The 20,176-nt window shown below is 68.2% G+C and carries 21 protein-coding genes; 9 read left to right on the top strand and 12 right to left on the bottom strand.

The window, feature by feature from the left end; all coding sequences use genetic code 11:
- The first annotated feature begins 169 nt into the window (after positions 1-169).
- Positions 170-1,234, top strand: a complete 1,065-nt coding sequence (locus tag NA8_RS04715) for an alpha/beta hydrolase (protein ID WP_439957361.1) — start codon at positions 170-172, stop codon at positions 1,232-1,234.
- Between the two features lie 7 nt (positions 1,235-1,241).
- On the opposite strand, the gene NA8_RS04720 is transcribed toward NA8_RS04715, so the two are convergent.
- Positions 1,242-2,699, bottom strand: a complete 1,458-nt coding sequence (locus NA8_RS04720) for an SDR family oxidoreductase (RefSeq protein ID WP_063049115.1) — start codon at positions 2,697-2,699, stop codon at positions 1,242-1,244.
- A gap of 137 nt (positions 2,700-2,836) precedes the next feature.
- On the opposite strand from NA8_RS04720, the gene NA8_RS04725 reads away from it, so the two are divergent.
- The 3 genes from NA8_RS04725 (at position 2,837) to NA8_RS04735 (ending at position 5,912) form a co-directional block, all read left to right on the top strand.
- Positions 2,837-3,970 carry an AI-2E family transporter gene (locus NA8_RS04725; RefSeq protein WP_063049116.1) on the top strand — a complete coding sequence of 378 codons (1,134 nt, stop codon included), beginning with the start codon at positions 2,837-2,839 and terminating at the stop codon, positions 3,968-3,970.
- A gap of 82 nt (positions 3,971-4,052) precedes the next feature.
- Positions 4,053-4,568, top strand: a complete 516-nt coding sequence (locus NA8_RS04730; protein ID WP_063049117.1) for an OsmC family protein — start codon at positions 4,053-4,055, stop codon at positions 4,566-4,568.
- A gap of 48 nt (positions 4,569-4,616) precedes the next feature.
- Positions 4,617-5,912 carry a bifunctional o-acetylhomoserine/o-acetylserine sulfhydrylase gene (locus tag NA8_RS04735; protein ID WP_063049118.1) on the top strand — a complete coding sequence of 432 codons (1,296 nt, stop codon included), beginning with the start codon at positions 4,617-4,619 and terminating at the stop codon, positions 5,910-5,912.
- A 49-nt stretch (positions 5,913-5,961) separates the two neighbouring features.
- On the opposite strand, the gene NA8_RS04740 is transcribed toward NA8_RS04735, so the two are convergent.
- The 4 genes from NA8_RS04740 to cutA all read right to left on the bottom strand — a co-directional run bounded on the left by NA8_RS04740 (position 5,962) and on the right by cutA (position 8,232).
- A complete protein-coding gene (locus NA8_RS04740; RefSeq protein ID WP_063049119.1) occupies positions 5,962-6,462 on the bottom strand; it encodes a hypothetical protein in 501 nt (166 codons plus the stop codon).
- Positions 6,463-6,485: 23 nt separating this feature from the next.
- The gene (locus NA8_RS04745) at positions 6,486-6,926 is read right to left on the bottom strand and encodes a hypothetical protein (RefSeq protein ID WP_063049120.1); all 441 of its coding nucleotides are present in this window, start codon (positions 6,924-6,926) and stop codon (positions 6,486-6,488) included.
- 592 nt (positions 6,927-7,518) lie between these two features.
- Positions 7,519-7,833, bottom strand: coding sequence for a putative quinol monooxygenase (locus NA8_RS04750; protein ID WP_063049121.1), 315 nt, complete (start codon positions 7,831-7,833; stop codon positions 7,519-7,521).
- Positions 7,834-7,905: 72 nt separating this feature from the next.
- Positions 7,906-8,232 carry a divalent-cation tolerance protein CutA gene (gene cutA / locus NA8_RS04755; protein WP_063049122.1) on the bottom strand — a complete coding sequence of 109 codons (327 nt, stop codon included), beginning with the start codon at positions 8,230-8,232 and terminating at the stop codon, positions 7,906-7,908.
- Positions 8,233-8,597: 365 nt separating this feature from the next.
- On the opposite strand from cutA, the gene NA8_RS04760 reads away from it, so the two are divergent.
- Positions 8,598-9,416 (top strand): hypothetical protein, encoded by an 819-nt coding sequence (locus tag NA8_RS04760; RefSeq protein WP_157106530.1) that lies wholly within the window; start codon positions 8,598-8,600, stop codon positions 9,414-9,416.
- 203 nt (positions 9,417-9,619) lie between these two features.
- Complete coding sequence (locus NA8_RS04765; protein WP_040865702.1) at positions 9,620-9,793, top strand: CsbD family protein; 174 nt, start codon at positions 9,620-9,622, stop codon at positions 9,791-9,793.
- 100 nt (positions 9,794-9,893) lie between these two features.
- Here the strand turns inward: NA8_RS04765 and NA8_RS04770 are convergent, their stop codons facing one another.
- On the bottom strand, positions 9,894-11,999 hold the full coding sequence (locus NA8_RS04770) for an MMPL family transporter (RefSeq protein ID WP_157106531.1): 2,106 nt from the start codon (positions 11,997-11,999) through the stop codon (positions 9,894-9,896).
- An 86-nt stretch (positions 12,000-12,085) separates the two neighbouring features.
- On the opposite strand from NA8_RS04770, the gene NA8_RS04775 reads away from it, so the two are divergent.
- Positions 12,086-12,580 (top strand): MarR family winged helix-turn-helix transcriptional regulator, encoded by a 495-nt coding sequence (locus NA8_RS04775; protein ID WP_063049251.1) that lies wholly within the window; start codon positions 12,086-12,088, stop codon positions 12,578-12,580.
- 12 nt (positions 12,581-12,592) lie between these two features.
- On the opposite strand, the gene NA8_RS04780 is transcribed toward NA8_RS04775, so the two are convergent.
- The 4 genes from NA8_RS04780 to NA8_RS04795 form a co-directional block, all read right to left on the bottom strand.
- Complete coding sequence (locus NA8_RS04780) at positions 12,593-13,402, bottom strand: RNA polymerase sigma factor SigF (RefSeq protein WP_063049124.1); 810 nt, start codon at positions 13,400-13,402, stop codon at positions 12,593-12,595.
- Entirely contained in the window at positions 13,395-13,832 is a 438-nt protein-coding gene (locus tag NA8_RS04785; RefSeq protein WP_063049125.1) for an ATP-binding protein, read from the bottom strand. Before NA8_RS04785 ends, NA8_RS04780 begins: the two co-directional genes overlap by 8 nt.
- A 240-nt stretch (positions 13,833-14,072) precedes the next feature.
- Positions 14,073-14,561 carry a DUF4254 domain-containing protein gene (locus NA8_RS04790; protein ID WP_063049126.1) on the bottom strand — a complete coding sequence of 163 codons (489 nt, stop codon included), beginning with the start codon at positions 14,559-14,561 and terminating at the stop codon, positions 14,073-14,075.
- 109 nt (positions 14,562-14,670) lie between these two features.
- Positions 14,671-15,096, bottom strand: coding sequence for a VOC family protein (locus NA8_RS04795; RefSeq protein ID WP_063049252.1), 426 nt, complete (start codon positions 15,094-15,096; stop codon positions 14,671-14,673).
- A 105-nt stretch (positions 15,097-15,201) separates the two neighbouring features.
- On the opposite strand from NA8_RS04795, the gene NA8_RS04800 reads away from it, so the two are divergent.
- Entirely contained in the window at positions 15,202-16,206 is a 1,005-nt protein-coding gene (locus NA8_RS04800; RefSeq protein WP_245663673.1) for a GlxA family transcriptional regulator, read from the top strand.
- Between the two features lie 136 nt (positions 16,207-16,342).
- The gene (locus tag NA8_RS04805; RefSeq protein ID WP_439957364.1) at positions 16,343-18,217 is read left to right on the top strand and encodes a potassium transporter Kup; all 1,875 of its coding nucleotides are present in this window, start codon (positions 16,343-16,345) and stop codon (positions 18,215-18,217) included.
- Between the two features lie 42 nt (positions 18,218-18,259).
- Here the strand turns inward: NA8_RS04805 and NA8_RS04810 are convergent, their stop codons facing one another.
- Both NA8_RS04810 and NA8_RS35470 read right to left on the bottom strand, forming a co-directional pair.
- Entirely contained in the window at positions 18,260-19,465 is a 1,206-nt protein-coding gene (locus NA8_RS04810) for a fatty acid desaturase family protein (protein ID WP_063049128.1), read from the bottom strand.
- 379 nt (positions 19,466-19,844) lie between these two features.
- Positions 19,845-19,970 carry a hypothetical protein gene (locus NA8_RS35470; protein ID WP_281198950.1) on the bottom strand — a complete coding sequence of 42 codons (126 nt, stop codon included), beginning with the start codon at positions 19,968-19,970 and terminating at the stop codon, positions 19,845-19,847.
- Positions 19,971-20,176: the final 206 nt, after the last annotated feature.

A 20,176-nucleotide genomic window follows, 5' to 3' on the forward strand; every position in this document is an offset into this window, starting at 1 on the left:
AAATCATCGGACTACCATGGTCGCCGCCGAATCTTGTGACCACCACCAGAGGGCGGCTCCGGCGCCTCGTCGAGTTTCCCAAGAATGCCCGCTAGTGCTTGCCGGACAGCGTGATCGCGCCCTACGTTCGCCAGCATTACAGTGCACGAACTGAATTCGGAGGTCACGCGTGCGGGCTCGGAAGACAAGTAGGCCGGGCGCGATCGTCACTTCGATCGCTGTTGCGCTCGCGCTCGCCACCACGACACTGTTGCCCAGTTGGCCTGTGGCGACAGCGCAGACGGATCCGTCTGCGCTGTCGCCCTCCGACGGATCCCGGGTGCTCGGAGTAGGCCCGGACACCGGCCGCCTGACCGACGTGCGGGTCTATTCCGCCGCGATGAACACGACGGTCCCGGTGAAAGTAATCCGCGCGCCGGATATTTCGAGACCGGCGCCCGTGCTGTATCTGCTCAACGGAGCCAGCGGCGGCACCGGAGGCAGCAACTGGCCGAAGCAGACCGATATCGAGGATTTCTTCCGCGACAAACAAGTGAACGTCGTCGTGCCGATGGGCGGCGAGGGAAGTTATTTCGCGGATTGGCGGGTCGACGACCCGGTGCTCGGACGGCAACGCTGGACGACATTTCTCACCAGAGAACTACCGCCCCTGATCGACGCCACCTTCGCGGGCAACAGGGCCAACGCCATCGCCGGAATCTCCATGGCGGCCACCTCGGTATTCCAGCTCGCGCTGGCCGCACCGGGGCTCTACCGCGCCTTGGGCTCCTACAGCGGGTGCGTCCGCACCAGCGACCCGCAAGGCCAGGCCATGGTCACCGCCGTCGTCACCCGGTGGCGCGGCAACACCCTCAACATGTGGGGACCGCCCACCGACCCGCAATGGGCCGCCAGCGATCCTTACCTGCATGCCGACCAACTGCGCGGCACCGCCATCTACGTCTCCACCGGCACCGGCATGCCCGGACCGCTCGACACCCCCGGCGGGCCGGGCATCGACGGCAACGGCGAGAAACTGATCAGCCAGCTCGTCACCGGCGGATTTCTGGAGGCGGTCATCAACCAGTGCGCGCACGACCTGAGCAAGCGGTTGGGAGAACTGGCCATCCCCGCCACCTTCGACTTCCGCCCCTTCGGCACGCACTCCTGGGGTTACTGGCAGCAGGACCTGCACCACTCCTGGCCGGTAATCGCCGCGGCGCTGGCGCTCGAGGACTCCCCCGCTCCCGGATAGCGGGTCCTCACGGGCGGGACGATTCCGCGGCGCCGGTGATGTTGCGCGCCATCCCGCCGAAGATGACCGCGTGGAACGGCGCGATGGATTTCCAGTACAGGTGCCCGGCAAGCCCGTGCGGTTCGAACAACGCGCACTGGTGATAGGTGGCGCCCGGGCCGTCCGGCTCGACCGCGAGCTCGAGCCACGCCCGGCCCGGCACCCGCATCTCGGCGCGCAAACGCAGCATCCGCGGTCGCTCCAGCCGCTCCACCCGCCACCAATCCAGCGCCTCGCCCTCGTGCAACCGGTGCGGGTCGCGGCGGCCACGGCCCAGACCGGCGCCGCCCGCCAGCCGGTCTATCCATCCGCGCAGCGACCAGGCCAGCGGGAACGAATACCAGCCGTGTTCACCCCCGATCGCCTCGATCACCCGCCACAGCGTGGCCGGGTCGGCGTCGGTGTGCCGTTCGCGCACATCCCGGTAGAGCGAACCGCCCGACCACTCCGGGTCGGTGGGCAGTGGATCCGACGGCGCGCCCGGCGGATCGGCGTCCGACCACCTGGTCGGCACGTCCAGATCGCGAACCTTCTGCAACGCCAGCGTCACCGCCCGCCGGTAACCGGTCAGTCCTTCCGGCGGGTCGGGGATGAGGTCGGCGATCGCGCGGTCGTGACAGACCACCTCGTTGATCAGGGATTCCATCAACGGCACGGCGATCGCGCGGGGCACCGGGGTCACCAGATTCACCCACTGCGCGGACAACCACGGTGTCAGCACCGGCACCGGCACGATCACTCGTCGCGGCAGCTGAGCCACTTCGGCGTAGCCGCGCATCATCTGCAGATAGGTCAACACGTCCGGACCGCCGATGTCGAACGCGCCGCCGGCGCCTTCGGGCAGCGCCGCCGCCTCGGTCAGGTAATACAGCACGTCGCGCACCGCGATCGGCTGGATCCGGTTGCGCACCCAGCGCGGGGTGACCATTATCGGCAGACGCTCGGTCAGGTAGCGCAGCATCTCGAAGCTGGCCGAGCCGGAACCGATGATCACCGCGGCCCGCAGCACCAAGGCGGGCACCGAGCCCGCCCGCAGGATCTCACCCACCTCGGCACGGGAGGCCAGGTGCCGCGACAACCGCTGCGCATCCGGGACAATGCCGCCCAGGTAAACGATTCTGGTCAGGCCTGCGCCCGCCGCCTCGGCCGCGATCAGCGTGGCGGCCTCCCGGTCCACGGTGGCGAAGTCGGCCCGGGTCAGCGAGTGGATCAGGTAATACAGCACGTCCTGTCCGTCCAGTGCGGCGCGCACGTCTGCGGCGAAGGTCACGTCACCGGCCACCACCTCGACGCGATCGCGCCAGGGCGCATCGGCGAGCTTGCCCGGTGTGCGCGCCAGCACCCGTACCGTGTGACCGGCGCGCAGCAGCTCGGGCACCAGGCGGCCGCCGATGTAGCCGGTCGCACCGAACACCACACATCGCACGGCAACCACCCTTCCGATGACCTGCTCAGGTGATGACCCCCAGCGGCCGGGTCAAACAGCGCGCTTCCGGGCTGTGCGGCTCCGGTGGGCCGCCGCGAGCCCTGATCGATCGGTTCCTCTCGTGCCAGACTGGGCCGGTGAGCGAACGTAGCAAAAGCCACGGACCGGACAGGCCCGCACCGCGGGATCGCGGCGACGTCATCGGTGCGGGCCTGGTGTGGCTGGCGAAGTGGGCGCTGTGCATCGTCGCCATCGCGGCGGGTGCGTGGGTGCTCGGATTGTTGGTCGCCCGGCTGTGGGTGGTGATCCTGCCGGTGGCGCTCGCGATCGTCGTCGCCACCGTGCTGTGGCCGCCCGTGCGCTGGCTCACCGCCCGCGGCCTGCCGCCGGCTGCGGCCGCCTCGATCGCGGTGCTCGGTTTCGTCGGCGTGCTGGCCGGCATCATCGCGCTGATCGTGCCGTCGGTCGTGGATCAGGCGCCGGAACTGGCCGACAAGTCGAGCGCGGGGGTCGAAAAGGTGCGCGACTGGCTTCAAGGCCCGCCACTGAGAATCCGTGACGAGCAACTGGATTCGGCCGTGGACGCGATCGTCTCCCGGCTCAAGTCGAGTTCGGAGCAGATCGCCAGCGGCGTGTTCAGCGGCGTGAGCACCGCTACATCGGTGCTGGTCACCCTGTTCCTGGTGCTGGTGCTGGCGTTCTTCTTCGTCAAGGACGGACCGCGTTTCCTGCCCTGGTTGCACGGCGTTTCCGGCAGCCGCGGCGGCAAGCACCTGGAGGAGGTGCTCGGCCGGATCTGGGTGGTGCTCGGCGGGTTCATCCGCACGCAGGCGCTGGTCAGCCTGGTCGACGCGGTGTGTATCGGCGCCGGGCTGGTCATCCTCGGAGTGCCGCTGGCGCTGGTCCTCGCGGTGATCACCTTCCTCGGCGGATTCGTCCCGATGGTCGGCGCGTTCGTCGCGGGTGCGCTGGCGGTGCTGGTCGCGTTGGTGGGCAACGGTTTCGTGACCGCGCTGATCGTGCTCGGCATCGTCATCGCCGTGCAGCAACTGGAAGGCAACGTGCTGCAGCCGGTGCTGCAGAGCCGCAGCATGCAGCTGCACGCGGTCATCGTGCTGCTGGCGGTCACCGCGGGCGGCTCGCTGTACGGGATCGTCGGCGCGTTCCTGGCCGTCCCCGTGGTCGCGATGGCCGCGGTTGTCCTGCGGTACGTCGGCGAGCAGATCGACGCGGCGACCGCGCCGGAGCCGGAGAGCGAGACCGCGGACTGACCGCGTCGCACAACGCCATCATTGCACTCAGTCCGAATGTAACTCTCGTCGTCGCTCGCCGCGGTTCCTAGCGTCAGTGGACATGACAACTGATGTGAGCACCCCGCTCAACGACATCGCCGACGCGACGGCCAGGGCCGTCGCGGACGACGCGGCGAACGCGCTGGTGGTGTTCCGTGCCTCCGGAACCCCGGAGGGGACGGTGGGTAGCGCGATCACCCTCGGCAAGTACACCGTGCGCGTGGACGAACCGCCCGCGCTCGGCGGCGCGGACACCGCGCCCAATCCGGTGGAGGTGTATCTGGCGTCGCTCATCTCCTGTCAAGTGGTGACCTACCGGTTCTGGGCGCAGCGCCTCGGCATCACGATCGATGAATTGTCGGTGAGCGCCGAAGGCGATCTCGACGTACGCGGATTCTTCGGCTTGGATGACAACGTCCGCGCCGGGTTCCACGCGGTGCGGGTGACCGTTCGCATCAGTGGACCCGACACCGAGCAGCGCTATGCCGAGCTCCAGCAGACCGTCGACGCGCACTGCCCTGTGCTGGATCTCACCACCGGGCGTACTCCGGTCGACACCACCCTGATCACCGATTAGCCGCCGCCCCACCCCGATCGACCACCCATCAGAAGGAGGACCTCCCCGATGACCGAACCCGACCTGTCCCAGAACTGGAGCTTCGAGACGAAGCAGATCCACGTCGGACAGATTCCGGACGGCACGACCAACGCCCGCGCGCTGCCGATCTACCAGACCACCTCCTACACCTTCCGTGACACCGCGCACGCGGCGGCGCTGTTCGGTCTGGCCGAGCCCGGCAACATCTACACCCGGATCATGAACCCCACCCAGGACGCGGTGGAGCAGCGCATCGCCGCGCTGGAAGGCGGCGTCGCCGCCCTGCTGCTGGCCTCCGGGCAGGCCGCGGAGACCTTCGCGATCCTGAACATCGCCGGAGCGGGCGACCACATCGTGTCCAGTCCCCGGCTCTACGGCGGCACCTACAACCTCTTCCACTACTCGCTGCCCAAGCTCGGCATCGAGGTCTCCTTCGTCGACGATCCCGACGACCTCGAGCAGTGGAAGGCCGCCATCCGCCCGAATACCAAGGCGCTCTACGGCGAAACGATCTCCAACCCGCAGAATCACATCCTCGACATCCCGGGGATCGCGGGCATCGCTCACGACAACGGCGTCCCGCTGATCGTGGACAACACCGTCGCCACTCCGTACCTGATCCAGCCGCTGGCCCACGGCGCCGACATCGTCGTGCACTCGGCCACCAAGTACCTCGGCGGACACGGCGCGGCCATCGCGGGCGTGATCGTGGACGGCGGCAAGTTCGACTGGACCGGTGGCCGGTTCCCCGGCTTCACCGAACCCGACCCGAGCTACCACGGTGTCGTGTACGCCGAACTCGGCGCGCCCGCCTACGCGCTCAAGGCGCGCGTGCAACTGCTGCGCGACCTCGGCGCGGCGGTCTCGCCGTTCAACGCGTTCCTGATCAGCCAGGGTCTCGAGACGCTGAGCCTGCGGATCGAGCGGCACGTGCAGAACGCACAGGCGGTGGCCGAATTCCTCACCACACGTTCCGAAGTCACCTCGGTGTCCTACGCGGGCCTGCCGTCCTCCCCGTGGTACGAGCGCGGCCGCGCCCTCGCGCCGAAGGGCACCGGCGCAGTGATCGGCTTCGAGCTGGCAGGCGGCGTGGACGCGGGCAAGCGGTTCGTCGAGGCGCTGCGGCTGCACAGTCACGTCGCCAACATCGGTGACGTGCGCTCGCTGGTGATCCACCCGGCCTCCACCACCCACTCGCAGCTGACGCCGGAAGAGCAGCTGAACGCGGGCGTCACGCCCGGTCTGGTCCGGCTCGCGGTCGGCATCGAGGGGATCGACGACATCCTCGCCGACCTGCGCGCCGGATTCGCCGCAGCCTCCTGACACGGTGCGCCCCGGGGTGATCGGCCCCGGGGCGTCGGGTGACCTTTGGTCAGGCCGCGAGCGGCCCGACCGTGATCGCTCGCCCGTCGCGGGTGGTCACGGTAACCCGTGGTGTCTCGCTGCCGGTCGCGCGGATGACCGCGAACGCGAGACCGTCTGCGCCGATCGGCACGACGCATTCCTCGAACGAGGACGTAACCGAAAGGGACACCGCGTCGTGGGCGGCTCGGCCGATCACCGCGAACCAACCCTCACCGAACTGGTCGGCGGTGGCCGACCGGAACCGGGTGCCGAGTCGTTGCAGCGCCTCCCAGGCCGGGGTGTGCTCGTGCCGAGGACCGGCCGGACGGGGTACGCCGAACATCGTTCCGCGCGTCACCCACTGGTCGCCGTCGGGGTGGACGAACACGATATAGCGGCCCCGGTCGCCGTCGACAAGGACTGCGACGATCTCCTCCCGGACGATGACACTGATCGAGGCGACGCTCGAGTCAGCGGCCGCGAGGGCATCGAGCGCCACGCTGACCGCTGGATGGTCCAGTGTGCCCATCGGCTGTGCCCTTCCCTTTCGTGTCAGCAGATCGCGGAAATGGTGGCGCTGTTGTCGCCGCCGTCGTCCCACGTACCGGCGATCGCGGTCACCTCCACCTGGGTATGGAACCCGTAGAGAATTCCCGCCGACGAGCACGACGCGGAGTACAACGCTTGCATGTCGGGGTCGGTGCTGGTGTCGATGCGTTCGGCGTGCTTGTACCACTTCCCGTCGGCAGCATCGTAACGCCACAGCTTCGTGGTGACGCTGCGCATCGCGGGCCGGCCGGTGCAGTGCACCTTGAACCCGTAGTTGATCGGGGCCATCGACCCGTGATCGGTCTTCCACGGCTCGATGGCGTGGAAGAAGCATACGATCTCGTCGTTCGCGGCGCGTACGGGTTCGGCGTCGGCGATGGTTGCCGTGCCGAGCACCCACGCGCTGGTGAGCACGGTGACGCGGATCGCGACAGCAATGGTCATGGTTCCTCCCGTTCCGGCGGTGTCCAGGTTCTCGAAAGCGTTTGTAGATCGTCTAGTCGTGTCTTCCGTTGCGCGCTGCTCGCCCACCCGCGCTACCTCCGTATCCGGGCCGGCCCGCAATGCCCGCAGACGTTTCGGTAGAAGCGACACCGTGCCACCGGAGTCTCCAGGATTGTCGTGGGCGCGTCCGCGAAAACCGTTGTCTGCCTAGCCATCGCGGTCACCGCCGGGCCACCGCATCCGGTCTACCCCGGTCACCGGAGCGAGGCTGATCAGGTATCGGAGGGGGATGTCGTGGCGGTCATCCACAATCGTCGCTCCCACCCATGTGCACGGGCCGGGCATGTGGCACCCCGAAGGAGCGCGCGGGTCATCACTACATCGACCTGTCGCGCGCCTACCTCCTGCATGGGGACCGCGCACGCGCCTTGAATGCGCTGCTTACCGCGAAAGCGATTGCCCCGGCGCAGACTCGCTGGAATCCAATGGTGCACGAGACGGTGCGGGCGCTGGCTCGTGCGGAAGCACGCAGCGTCGACACCGTCCACGGATTCGCCGTATGGTGCGGGATTGCCGCGCGCTTGTGACCCGGTCAGCCCGCCGCGGGCAGGCCCTTCGTATCGGCGGGCGACAGGAACTCCACCCGGAACGAAGCGACGTAGTTCTCCCGCTGGCTCAGGAAGTGGCGCGTGTGTGGTTGCCGCTCGTGCTCCTCGAAGGCCGAACGATCGCGGTACACCTCGTAGAAGATCCGCGACAGCGGCTCACCCTCGACGGTATGCGTGGCGTACACCAGCGTCCCGGGTTCGAAGTCGGTTATCGCTCGAACGGTTTCCGCCACCAACTTGTCGAACTCGGCCGCCTTCCCGGCATCTTGCAGGTCGAACCTCACGACGAGCGCGAACATGACCCCTCCTCCGCACAGTGCGCCCCGACCGGACGAGGATTCGGGACACGGCCACCGTACAGGCAGATGCGGCTATGCAACTGTAGAGCGGTCCACCCAGTCCGCGTACTCATCGGGGCACCATGCGATGGGCCGGCCGGTCAGCTCCGGGTTGTCCCAAGGGTGCAGGTCCCTGATCCTGGCGGCGAGCTTGTCCCGGGTGGTGTCGGAGGTTCGCAGCTCGACGCGCCACTCCTGGCCTTCACCGGATTCGCCGAGGTGCCAGAACACCGACTTGATCGGGCCGGTGATGAACGCACCCGCCGCCAGCTTCTCCGTTACCGCGGCGCGAGCGATGGATTGGGCAGCGTCTTCGGTGGGGGTAGTGGTCGTTACGGTCCACTCACTCGGAGTTGCCATTTCGACAGACTAGGGGACAAGCGCGCCACGGACCGGCCGCAGTCTCCTGACGCGTTGTCCCGGAGCGATCGCCCCCCGGGGCACTCCGGCTGTCCGCGATGCGGACCGGAAGCCTTGCAGCGGGGCGCGAACCCGTTTCCCCGCCGGTTTTCCTGATTTCCGTCAGTAATTGGACCGCAATCGCGAACGTCAACGGTTGCCGTACGGCGCCACCGATATTCGATACCGTCGCACGGATTCGATTCGGCGCGTGCGCGGTTCCTCGCTATCAGAAAAGAAATCCAACTTTCGCGCATCCGTAAGGCTTTCTGAACCGAACTAGAAAGGTAGGTATATGTCCTCTTGAGAATGAGGTGGGTAAGTCCATGGGCATAGCAGTACCCGAAACTCCAGCACACCCCTTCTTACGCCGCGCCGCCACTCTGGTCGTCGCGGGCGCCATCCCGTTGTCCGTGGTCGGCGCCGCCACCGCCACCGCCGATCCGCTGCTGCCGGAGATCTCCCTCCAGCTCCCGTTCGCTCCGGCGCCCGCCGTCGGCGTCGTCACCCCGGCGGCGGATCCCGCGGACCCCGGAGCCCTTCCCGCCGAGGCTGTTCCACCCGCGCCTCCGGTTTCGGCAGGCCGCAACGACCTGAGCGTCAACCGGCCGATGCCGGATCCCAACGTGCTCGCACCCATCGAACCGCAGCGGCTGCACCTGCCCAACCCCGCCGCTCCGGCTCCCGCGGTCGCGCCGATCGAGGCGCCTCCCGGCACACTGCGCGTCGGTTCGGTGGTGATCGGCCGGCCGGACTTCTTGACTCCCGAGCAGGGCAAGATGTTCAACGACGCGATCGCGGGCCCGGAAGCGAGCATCGCGCAAACCCTGGATTCGGCAGGCTTCGAGCCGTCGCGCTCCGACGCCATCGCCGCCGACATCCTCGGTTCCACCGCCATCGGCGCCTCGGTGGGCAGCATGGTGGCCTCGCCGGTCGCCTCGATCGGCGCGGTCATCGGGGCTGTCTGCGGCGCCATCGCGGGCCTGCCGATGTTCCCGACCGGGACGGTAGCGGTCATGGCCTTCGGCGCCGCCATCGGGTACGGGTTCGTCGCGTCCCCGGCCATCGCCGTCGGCGCGGCTGTCGGCGCGGGTGTCGGTGTGCTTCAAGGGCTTCTCACGCCGCCTACGGTTCCGGCCTCGTAAATTCGCTTTGCCGGCGGCTCCCGCACCGCAACGCACCGCGCGGACTCGTCGATTTCCACTGCGAACGTTTTCGCGAAGACCCGGTTTCGACCGGGTCTTCTGCTTTGCGAGGAATTCCGGATGTTTGGCCGCGCTCTATCGGGCTACTGCGCAAAAGACCGGCTGAAGATGGTCGGCCGGTCTCTTCACAAGGAGGTTGTGACATGAGCACAGTCGACAAGGCGAAGAACAAAGCCGATAAAGTCGCTGGTCAGGCCAAAGAAAAGGTCGGCGAGGCGACGGGCGACCGGGGGAAGCGCGACGAAGGCCGCACCGACAAGGTCAAGTCCGACCTGAAGGACGCAGGCGAAAAGGTCAAGGACGCCTTCAAGCACTGACCACCGGGGGAACGGCGTTGCGGGAGGTGGTCCCCAGCGCCGCGCATGGTCGGAGCGACGGCAGAGATACGCCTTCCCGAGCGGATGGCCGCACGAGCGGTCATCCGCTTTTCTCTGTGCCTTCCGCGTCCTGCGCCGAATCGGCAGCGTCGTCCCCCTCGACGAGCCGCAGTTCGCTCGGCCACCAGAGCTTGCGCCCGATCAGGGCGAACAGCGCCGGGATCACCACCGTGCGCACGACGAACGTGTCGAGCAGGATGCCGAGGCCCACCACGATGCCGACCTGGGTGAGCGTGATCAGCGGGAGCACGCCGAGCACGCAGAACACCGCGGCAAGCACGATGCCCGCACTGGTGATCACCGCGCCGGTCACCGACACCGCCCGCACCATGCCGCGCGTGGTGCCGTACCGCGGCGTCTCCTCCCGCGCCCTGGTCACCAGGAAGATCGTGTAGTCGACGCCGAGGGCGACGAGGAACAGGAACGCGAACAGCGGCACGCTGATGTCCAGCGCCGGGAATCCGAACACGTGCTCGCTCATCCAGCTGCCCAGACCCAGCGCGGCCAGCGCGCTCAGCACCGTGACCGCGACCAGCAGCAGCGCGGCGGGCACCGCGCGCAGCAGCGCGAGCAGCACCACGAGCACGACGACGAGGATGAGCGGGATGACCACCTTGCGGTCCCGGCTCGCGGCGGTCTGCACGTCCAGCGCCTGCGCGTCGGTGCCGCCGACCAGCGCGTCGGCTCCGGGCACCTGCGCGCCCGACGCGCGCAGCGCCTCGATCGTGTCGAAGGCGCGTGCGGAAGACGGTGGCGCGTCGATCACCACCGACCACCGGGTCAGTCCGGTCGGGGAGTTCCCCGTCCGCGACGCCGACACCACGCCCTCGGTGCGGCGCAACGCCTCATCGATCCGCTCCGCCGCATCGCTGCGCGCGAGGACGATCGCGGGATCGGAAGCCCCGGACGGGAAATGCCGCGCGAGGGCGTCGAATCCCTCCACCGACTCCGCGCGGACCCGGAACTGCTCGATCTGCGAGAGCCCCACCTGCGTCGACAGCAATCCCGTCGCGCAGACCGCGAGCACCGCGATCGCACTGCCCGCGACCAGCGCGGGCCTGCGCACCACCCGCGCGGCGATCGCGTGCCAGACGCCCTCCTCCGCCGTGTCGCGGTCGTCTGCCTGCGGCACGAAGGGCCAGAACACCTTGCGCCCGCACAACGCGAGCGCGGCGGGCAGCGCGAGCAGGACGAACACCACCGCCACCAGCAATCCGAGCGCGGCCATCACACCGAGACTGCGTGTGCTCGGCACCGAGGCGAGCAGCAGCACGAGCAGCGCGGCGACGACCGTCACGTTGCTGGCCAGGACCGCGGGCCCGGCGCGCCGCACCGCCTGCCGCAACGCCGCGCGGTGGTCGGATTCCCGGTGCAGTTCGTCGCGATAGCGCGATACCAGCAACAGCGCGTAGTTGGTGCCCGCGCCGAACACCAGCACGCTCGTCACACCGGAGGTCGAACCGTCGAAGGTCAGATCGGTCAGGCGCGCCAGCGCGGTTCCCGCGCCGGTGGCCACCCGGTCGGCCGCACCGACCACCGCGAGCGGCAGCAGCCACAGCACCGGGGAGCGATACGTCGCGATCAGCAGCACCGCGACGACCACCGCGGTCACCGCCAGCAGCGTGACGTTCGCGCCGGAGAACGAGTCGGCGATGTCGGCGCCGAAGGCCGGACCACCGGTGACCTGGAGAGCGAGCCCATCGGGCAAGCCGTCCCGCGCGGCGGAACGGATCTCTTGAACGCGGTCGGTCAGCGCGAATCCGTTCAGGTCGGCGTTCACCGGAACCTGCCCGATCGCCGCTTTCCGGTCCGGCGCGGCGAGCAGGTCGCCCGGACCGGGCGGGCGTCCCGACGCGCGGGTCACCGCCGCGGCGGTGGCGTTGCGGTCGTCGTCGGTCAGTTCGCCGTCGTCGGCACGTGTGACGACGACGATGGCCGCGGCCGTCCCGGCGTCCGGGAACTCCGCCAGCGCCTGTTCGACGTGCGCCGACTCCGCCGAGGACGGCAGCGCGGTCGGGGCCTGCCCGGCGGACTCGTTCTCACCCACCGCGCCGATCAGGCCTACCGATGCCGCGGCGAGCACCACGAGCAGCACCCACGAGGTCCGGGCGGTCACCACCGACGCATAGCGATCCCAAGCGCTCACCCCGCAACTCTCTCAGAAACTGAAATATTAAGCAATCGAGACATCTGCTGAACTACGCTGACCCCCGTGTGGAAAAGGATGCGCCGTTGACCCCTGAGCCGAACGCGGACCGGCCGGACCGTACTGGATTGGAAGCCGGCATCGCCGCCGACATCCGCGCCCTCACCGCGATCTCCGAGCAGATCGGCCAGGTCTTCGCGCGGACACACCAACTGCGCGCCAACGACTTTCGCGCACTGATGCACGTCGCGACCGCGGAGATCGAGGGCGCGCCGCTCACCGCGGGCGGGCTCGGCAAGCTGATGGGAATCTCCTCATCAGCGGTGACCTACCTGGTCGAGCGCATGATCGACTCCGGCCATCTGCGCCGCGTCGCCGACCCGACCGACCGCAGGCGAGTCATCCTGCACTACGACGAGCACGGCATGGATGTCGCCCGCGGCTTCTTCACCCCGCTCGGGCGGCAGACCCGCGCCGCGATGGCCGAACTGCCCGACGCGGACCTGGCCGGCGCGCACCGCGTCCTGCTCGCCGTGGTCCAGGCGATGCGCGAGTACCACGGCGAGCTGACCGGCGAGTGAACGCCGCGCGCGTCAGTCGCGCAGAGCCTGCTCGCGCAGCGATTTCAAAGTCTTCGACAGAATTCGCGAGACCTGCATCTGCGAACAGCCGATCCGCTGGGCGATCTGCTCCTGGGACATCGAGTCGAAGAAGCGCATCACCAGCACCTGCTTCTCGCGCTCCGGCAACGCCGCCAGCAGCGGCTTCACCGCCAGATAGTTCTCCACGGTGCCGAAGTCCGGATCCTCGGCGCCGAGCGAGTCCAGCAGCGAGGGGCCGCCGGATTCCGAATCGTCGGTGTCGGAGGTTGCATCGATCGAGGACGTCTGGTAGGCGTTGCGGGCGATGAGCGCCTGGGTAACCTCGTTCAGGTCGGCGCCCAGTTCCTCGGCGATCTCCCGTGCCCGCGGCATCCGGCCCAGCCGCTGCGACAGGATCTCCACCGTGGGACCGATGGTGGACTGGATCTCCTTGAGCCGTCGCGGGACTCGCACCGACCAGGCGTAGTCGCGGAAATGCCTGCGCACTTCGCCCATGATCGTCGGCACCGCGAACGACAGGAAGGTCGCGCCGTGGCCCGGATCGAAGCGGTCGACGGCGGCGAGCATGCCCACCCGTGCGATCTGCAGCAGGTCCTCGAAGCTCTCGCCGCGCCCGCTGAACTTGCGTGCGATGTGTTCGGCCAGCGGCAGGCAGCGCTCGATCAGCTCGGCGCGCACGGCCTCCCGGCGCGGATCGTCCGGGGCCAGCGCGGCCAGTTCGGCGAAGAGCGGCTCGATATTGTCGTAGCTGTCTCCGCGCGATTTGCGCTTGGCACCGGCCTGATTCGACTCGCTACGCATTATTCGAGCCGCCGCGGACCCAACGGAAGTCGACGACAGTAGGGTAGCCGCCTGCGGCGGAGTCGTGTGCGCCTCGCGTCGCCGAGACCGAATCCGTCAGCGTCGCGACGATGTGCCAGCCGAAGCCGGACTCGTCCGGGCTGCTGTCCGACACCGTGACGGTGGACACGCGCACCTCCACCGCGTCGTCCTCGAAGCCGAACCCGCACTCGAGCTCCGCCCCGTCCACCGCGTCCAGCACCAGCGCGCTGGCCACCTCGTCGAGGGCCAGCCGGATATCGGTCACCTCATCGATGCCGAAATCGGCCATCAGCATGACGGTCTCGGCCAAGGCACGCAGCATCGCCAGCTGTTCGGACACCGCGGGCACCCGCACACTGATCGTGCCGGTCCGCGTCGTAGCGGGAGGAGTCCCCTCACCCTTGCTCATGCACCGCTCCCAGAAAGTCGCGCCGTCCGTCGGAGCGCTCAGCCTACGCCCTCTCGTCCACTCGCTTCGATCGGCCACAGCACAACACGTGCGTCTTCGCCCGCGGCGACAGGTCACGACGGCCCGCGCCGACTCCCCACCACCGTAGACAATGCGGATGACCAGCACTTTCCCCCAGGGGGCAGCAGACTCGGGTCCGCCTCCTCGGGTTCAGTGGCTCGATCGCTCCCGCCCGGATCATCAGGTTCCCGGGGCCGGCAACGGCCCTCCCCGCTTGGCCGGTAGACGACGACGTCCGTCACCGACCGCACGCACCAGATCGGTGTAGGCGATCTCCAGTTCCGCCAGCCGGGTCCAGGCCGCGTGCATGCGCTCGCCACCCGGATCGTCGTTCATCAGCAGATGGAACGCCTCTTCCGCCACGGCGGCCATCCGGTCGATCATCACGCCCAGGCTGACGTCGTGCAGCCGCACGCCCGGCGCGGCGGACGGCAGCTGCAACGTCGCCCACGTGTCGATCCGATCGACCAACTCGGCACGGCGCCGCTCCAGCTCGGCCAGGTCTCGCGCTTGCTCACGGCGCTGCCGGTGTAGTTCGGTCAGCTCGCGTGCCCACCGGCTCACCGGGCCCTGCACGTGCTGACCGCCCAGCGCGCACAGCAAAGCGCTCGGGCTCGGCAACGCCGAACTCTCGGACAGCTTTCGTGGTCGCGCACGCTGGACCAGCATCGGCTACCTCCTCGGCACGACCACACCGATGCCGCGGCCGGTCGTCGAAGCCTTCATCAGGACAGCGTTCATTCCGGATCGGGCATGCCCGCGCTGGGCGCATGCAAACTCACAGTGGCGCAGTGAGTTCGAGATGTATGCCGTCGGGATCGGAGAACGAGAGGATCGCGATGCCGAAATCGGCCATTTCCTTGATCTCGCCGTGTTCGATGCCTGCCTCGGAGAGGCGCGCGGCCGCGGCCACCAGATGGTCCCGCGCGGGGACGGCGAAGCTGAGGTGGTCCAATCCCACACGCTCGGAATCGAATCGATCCGTCACGGCGGCCACCGGGCGCAGGCCGAGCAACATCCCGTTGGCCTGGAACACCACCCCGCCGAACAGGCGCATCGGGTCGGCGCGCACCGCCGGATCGTCCGGGCTGCCAGGCGATTCGGCGGCGATCGGGAAGCCGAGCACATCTCGGTAGAAAGCGCGGGACCGCTCGATATCGGTCACCGTCAACCGGATGTGGTGCGTTCCGGTGGTTTCGATCATGGTCACGCGAACTCCCAAGCGTCGAGGTACTGCGGGCTCGAACGACTCCGCGGGCGAGTCGTCTCGCGATGACAGTAGGACAGAACTTCCGCCGAACGGAGTGTCGTGAACGACATCTTCGGTACCGTTTCCGACATGGATGTCGTCGTCTTCGTGGTGGACGGCGTAGCCGATTTCGGATACGCCGCCTTACTGGAGACCTTCAACACCGCCAACGCCGTGCGCTCCGAACTCGCCGACCCGCCGCAGCCGTGGCGGATCCGCAGCGCATCGTTCGGCGCCACGGTGCGGTCGGGCAACGGCAACACGGTGCCGACGATCCCGCTCGACGAGCTCGGCGACGAATTCGAGCTGATGATCGTGCCCGCGGTGAACGTGCTGGAGGCCGCGGCGCTGATCGAGCTCATCTCCGCACCGGCCAGCCGTCCCGTGCTCGACCGGCTCGTCGCCGCCCGGGATCGGGGAGCTCATCTGGCCGCCGCCTGCACCGGAACGTTCTTCCTGGCCGAGGCGGGCGTGCTGGACGGTTCCGCCGCGACCACGAGCTGGTGGCTCGGCCCCAGCTTCCGGCGCCGTTATCCGCGCGTCGAACTGGACGAGGGCCGGACACTGTGCCGCGGCCAGGGTGTCACCACCGCGGGCGCGGCGCTGTCGCACATGGATCTGGCGCTGTCGCTGATCGCCACCAGGAGCCCGGCGCTGGCCGAGCGCGCGATGCGCTATCTCGCGGTCGGCGCGGGACGACCGCAACGCGAGTTCATCGTTCCCGAGATCATCGCCAGGGGCGATTCCGTCACCGCCGCCTTCGAACGCTGGGTTCGCGAACATCTCGGCGAGAATTTCCGGATCGCCCACGCCGCCCGCGCCATCGGTGTCACCGAACGCAGCCTGCAACGGGCCACGCACGCCGAACTCGGCATGTCCCCCACGGAGTTCGTGCACGACATCCGCCTCGAACGGGCCGTGCACCTGCTGCGCACCACAGCGCTCACGGTGGACGCGGTGGCCGCCAAGGTGGGCTATCTCAACGCCGGAACCCTGCGCGGATTGTTCCGCCGCCGCCGGGGCATGTCGATCTCCGAGATCCGCATGACGCGCGTGTCGTATTGAGTCGAGCGCCCGAAGCGGCCGAGGAACCCGCGCGAGGAGAATCCCCGTGACCGATCAGCAGTACACGACCACATCCGACGAGGCACGATCCCCGGCGTCCGCCGCGCCGAACGCGCACGACACCGCGCGCCTGAGCGTGGTGATCGCCGCCCTGGGCGTGGTATTCGGTGACATCGGGACCAGCCCGATCTACACCATCCAGACCGTGTTCAACCCGCGCGACCCGCATCCGGTGCCCGTCACCACGGACAACGTGTACGGCGTGGTCTCGCTGATTTTCTGGTCGGTGACCATCATCGTCACCGTCACCTACATTCTGCTGGCCCTGCGCGCCGACAACGACGGCGAGGGCGGCATCATGGCGCTGATCACGCTGCTGCGGCGGTGGGGCTCGCAACACGGGCGGCGCCAGACCGCGGTGCTGGCGGCGCTGGGCATTTTCGGCGCTTCGCTGTTCTTCGGCGACAGCATGATCACTCCGGCGATCTCGGTGCTGTCCGCGATCGAGGGGATAGAGGTCGTGGAGCCGTCGCTGCGGGAGTTCGTGGTGCCGATCACCGCGGTGATCATCGTGACCCTGTTCCTGGTGCAGCGCCGGGGCACCTCGGCGGTGGGCCGGGTGTTCGGACCCGTGATGATCGTGTGGTTCCTGACCATCGGCGCGTGCGGGGTGGCGGGCATCGCCGCTCATCCGCAGATCCTGCGGGCCCTGTCACCGACCTACGCGCTGGGTTTCCTGTTCGGTCATTTCGGCACCGCCTTCTTCGCCTTGGCCGCGGTCGTCCTCGCGGTAACCGGAGCCGAGGCGCTGTTCGCCGACATGGGTCACTTCGGCCGCCGCTCGATCACCCGGGCCTGGCTGATCCTGGTGTTCCCGGCGTGCATTCTCAGCTATTTCGGCCAGGGCGCGTTGATCCTCGGCGATACCCGCCACGTCAGCAGCCCGTTCTTCCTGCTCATGCCCGCATGGGGCCGGCTGCCGCTGGTGCTGCTGGCCACCGCGGCGACGGTGATCGCCTCGCAGGCGGTGATCACCGGCGCGTACTCGGTGGCCTCCCAAGCCGCCCGGCTCGGCTACCTGCCCCGGCTGCGGATCGCGCACACCTCCGAGGCCACCGTCGGCCAGATCTACGTCCCGTGGATCAACTGGCTGCTGATGGTCTCGGTGCTCACCCTGGTGTTCGCCTTCCGCAGTTCGGCGGCGCTGGCCTACGCGTTCGGCATGGCGGTGACCGGCACGATCACCATCACCACCCTGCTGTTCTTCTACATCGCCCGCCTCAGATGGCACATCCCGCTGTGGCTGCTCGCCTTGGGCGCCGTCCCCCTGGTGTCGGTGGACCTGCTGTTCGTCGCGGCGAATCTGACCAAGCTCGCGCACGGTGCGTGGCTGCCGCTGCTGATCGCGCTGACCGCGTTCACCGTCATGACCACCTGGCAGCGCGGACGCGAGATCGTCAGCGCCGAACGCGAACGGCGCGAGGGATCGCTGCGTGAATTCATCGATCACCTGCACGCCGGGGACGACCCGTCGATACGCCAGGTCCCCGGCACGGCCGTCTTCCTCAACCGCGGCAAACGAACCGCGCCGCTGGCCATGCGGGCCAACGCCGAACACAACCATGTACGCCACGCGCACGTCGTGATCATGTCGATCGAGACCGAGCCCGTGCCCCGCGTTCCGGCCGATCAGCGGATCAGCGTCGACCCCTTGGGCTACACCGAAGACGGAATCATCCACGTCCGCGCCCGGTTCGGTTACATGGAGGCCCAGGACGTGCCCAGCGCGCTGGCGTTGCTCGACCCCAACGTCACCGAGGGGCCCCTGCAGCTGGACCAGGCGTCCTACTTCCTGTCGAAGATCGAGCTACGCGCGGGCGCCGAGCCGACGATGGCCGCATGGCGCAAGCGTCTGTTCATCGCCACCTCCTACATCACCGCCGACGCCGCCGAGCAGTTCGGCCTGCCCCGCGAACGCACCGTCATCATGGGCGCGCACATCGAGATCTGAACACTCCGGCCGCGGCGTCGTCTCGCAGCGGGCCTCGGATGCTCAGGACCGCAGCCGGCCGGTGCGCAGGAGCGCGGTGCGCAGGCCACGCCGGGGAGAGGCGTCGGCTCCGGTCGCCGCGCGGGCGTCGAACTTGCGTTCCGAGGCGGTCTCGGGCGCGTCGTCGGAGGTCGCGGTCAGCAAGCTGTCCGGGAGGGCCAGCTTGTGGATGGTACGCAGGGTGAGCAGGTACTGCCGGATCAGCGGCCCGGTGGTGTAGGGCAGATCGTATTTGTCGCATATCGCGCGCACCCGCACGGCGATCTCGGCGTACCGGTTGCTGGGCAGGTCCGGAAACAGGTGGTGCTCGATCTGGTGGCACAGATTCCCGCTCATGAACGCCAGGACCGGTCCGGCCTCGAAGTTCGCGCTGCCGAGCATCTGCCGCAGATACCATTCGGCCTTCGTCTCGTGCTCTACCACGGCCGCGGTGAATTTCTCCGCGCCGTCCGGGAAATGACCACAGAAGATCACCACATATGCCCAGAGATTGCGCAGAAGGTTGGCGGCGGTGTTCGCGGTGAGCGTGCGTCGCCAGCGCCGCCCGCTCAGCGCCGGAAACAGCACATAGTCCTTGCCCGCCTGCCGCGCGATCTTCCGGATCAGTGCTCTGCCCTGGTCGGCCTCCTCCGCCGGCCCAGGCGCGCGGGCACGCTCGGAGGCCAAGTCATGCAGGGCGATGCCCCATTCGAACGTCATCGCCAGGAACAGATTCTGCAACGGTTGCAACAGCAGCCGCGGCCGCCACCGTTGATCGCGGGTCACCCGCATCACGCCGAAGCCGATGTCGTCGTCCATGCCGAGCACGTTGGTGTACACGTGATGGCGATAGTTGTGCGCGTAGCGCCATTGAGACGACAGACCGGCCATATCCCATTCCCAGGTCGTGGAATGAATTTCCGGGTCGTTCATCCAATCCCATTGGCCGTGGCACACGTTGTGGCCGATCTCCATGTTCTCGATGCTCTTTGCCACCGCCAGCGCCGTCGTCCCCAGCAGCCAGCCGCCTTTCGTTCGAGTACCGGCGATCACCAGCCGGGACGCGGCGTCCAGTATTCGCTGGAACGCGATCGTCCGGCGGATATAGGCGGCGTCCCGGGCTCCGCGTCGTTCGAGGATGTCCCGGCGAATCGCATCGAACTCCCGCCCCATCGCTTCGATATCCGTCTCGCTCAGATGCGCGTAAGCCGCGACCTGCGTGATTGCCATTCGTCAGTACCTCGTCTCTGGTGCACTTCGCCGCGACGAGCCGATATCTCCGGACGATCGAGTTCGGAGTCAGTGGGTGAACGCCCGCTTCAGCTTGCGCCCGGCCAGTGCGATGGTGCCGCCGGGACGTCTGCCTCCGACGTCCGTCCTGCGACGGCTGTCTTCGTCGGTCTTGGCGCCGGCAGCGTCCGTAGACGCGAGCGGCCCGACCGAACCTGGTGCGCGATTTTGTTCTCGAGGGTCATCGAAGTTCCCGCCTTCCGGATGCGCGGCGACGGACTTGTTCGATCGGCCGACAGCGGATGCGCGAACCGGTTGTCACCAGTCTACGGTCTATACCGACTCGGGTCTACAACGTAGATGTACGTCGTTGACAACATCACTTCCGACCGGACCGGAGCAGAGTGACGCTCAACCCGGCGAGCAGGATGTCGATGCCACGTTCGAGTTCGGCTTTGCCGGCGCAGGCGGCGAGCGCCTCGTCGATCTCCTCGGGACGTTCCACGATCTCTTGCGGCTCGTTCTCTTGCAGCTCACTGAAGCTGTAGACCTACAGTGTTGACATCGGGACATAATCGGCGTGTACTGGAGGAACAACGGCATTCGAGCCCGGTCATTTCGTCGATCGCCTCCCGGAGATCACGACCGCCGCGGCCGCTTCCCAACGCGTCCGCCCGAGTCCAACCACCGGCCGTCTACGAAGCCGTCGGG

This window comes from Nocardia arthritidis NBRC 100137 (genome assembly GCF_001612765.1).
Lineage (GTDB): Bacteria > Actinomycetota > Actinomycetes > Mycobacteriales > Mycobacteriaceae > Nocardia > Nocardia arthritidis.